1 protein-coding gene and 1 pseudogene are annotated in these 424 nt (G+C 60.8%); one reads left to right on the plus strand and one right to left on the minus strand.

Annotated features, from left to right (window positions below; all coding sequences use genetic code 11):
* Positions 1–180 (minus strand): annotated as a pseudogene (locus tag EOA86_RS39805) (hypothetical protein); the annotation flags it as partial.
* A 60-nt stretch (positions 181–240) separates the two neighbouring features.
* Here EOA86_RS39805 and EOA86_RS39810 point away from each other — a divergent pair.
* The coding region (locus EOA86_RS39810; RefSeq protein ID WP_206630300.1) for a hypothetical protein at positions 241–424 on the plus strand (184 nt) is incomplete at its 3' end.

Raw genomic sequence — 424 nt, forward strand, 5'->3', positions numbered from 1 at the left:
CTCCAGCACCGACCCGACACCGCCGACGCTCGCACCCACCCCCACAGATCCGCCTTGCGAACCGGCGCTCACTCCAGCACCGACTCCGAGACCGCCGACCTTACCGCCGATGCCTGTGTCTTGAGCCGAGGCAGGCCCGATTGCGATCCAGATCGTCAACGCGGCTGCGCATTTGTTCATTGTCATACTCCTCTGCGGCTTCGCTCACTGGTCTTCACTGGCGCAGGTTGAGCTATTTCGGTGGTCGCGTTGGAAGCAATGCGGCGGGAAGAGCGATCGTTTCCGGCAGAACAAGATGCGGTGACTTTTGGACCTTTACTTTCCGTTTTTCCTGCAACCCCGGTTTACGGGCTGGTTGGCCGTCGGAACGCGATAATGTATTTCCAACTCCACTCGCGGGGTTACGGGCTTTCGGCGCGCGCTC

The sequence above is a fragment of the Mesorhizobium sp. M5C.F.Ca.IN.020.32.2.1 genome, assembly GCF_004023105.1.
GTDB classification, from domain to species: domain Bacteria; phylum Pseudomonadota; class Alphaproteobacteria; order Rhizobiales; family Rhizobiaceae; genus Mesorhizobium; species Mesorhizobium wenxiniae.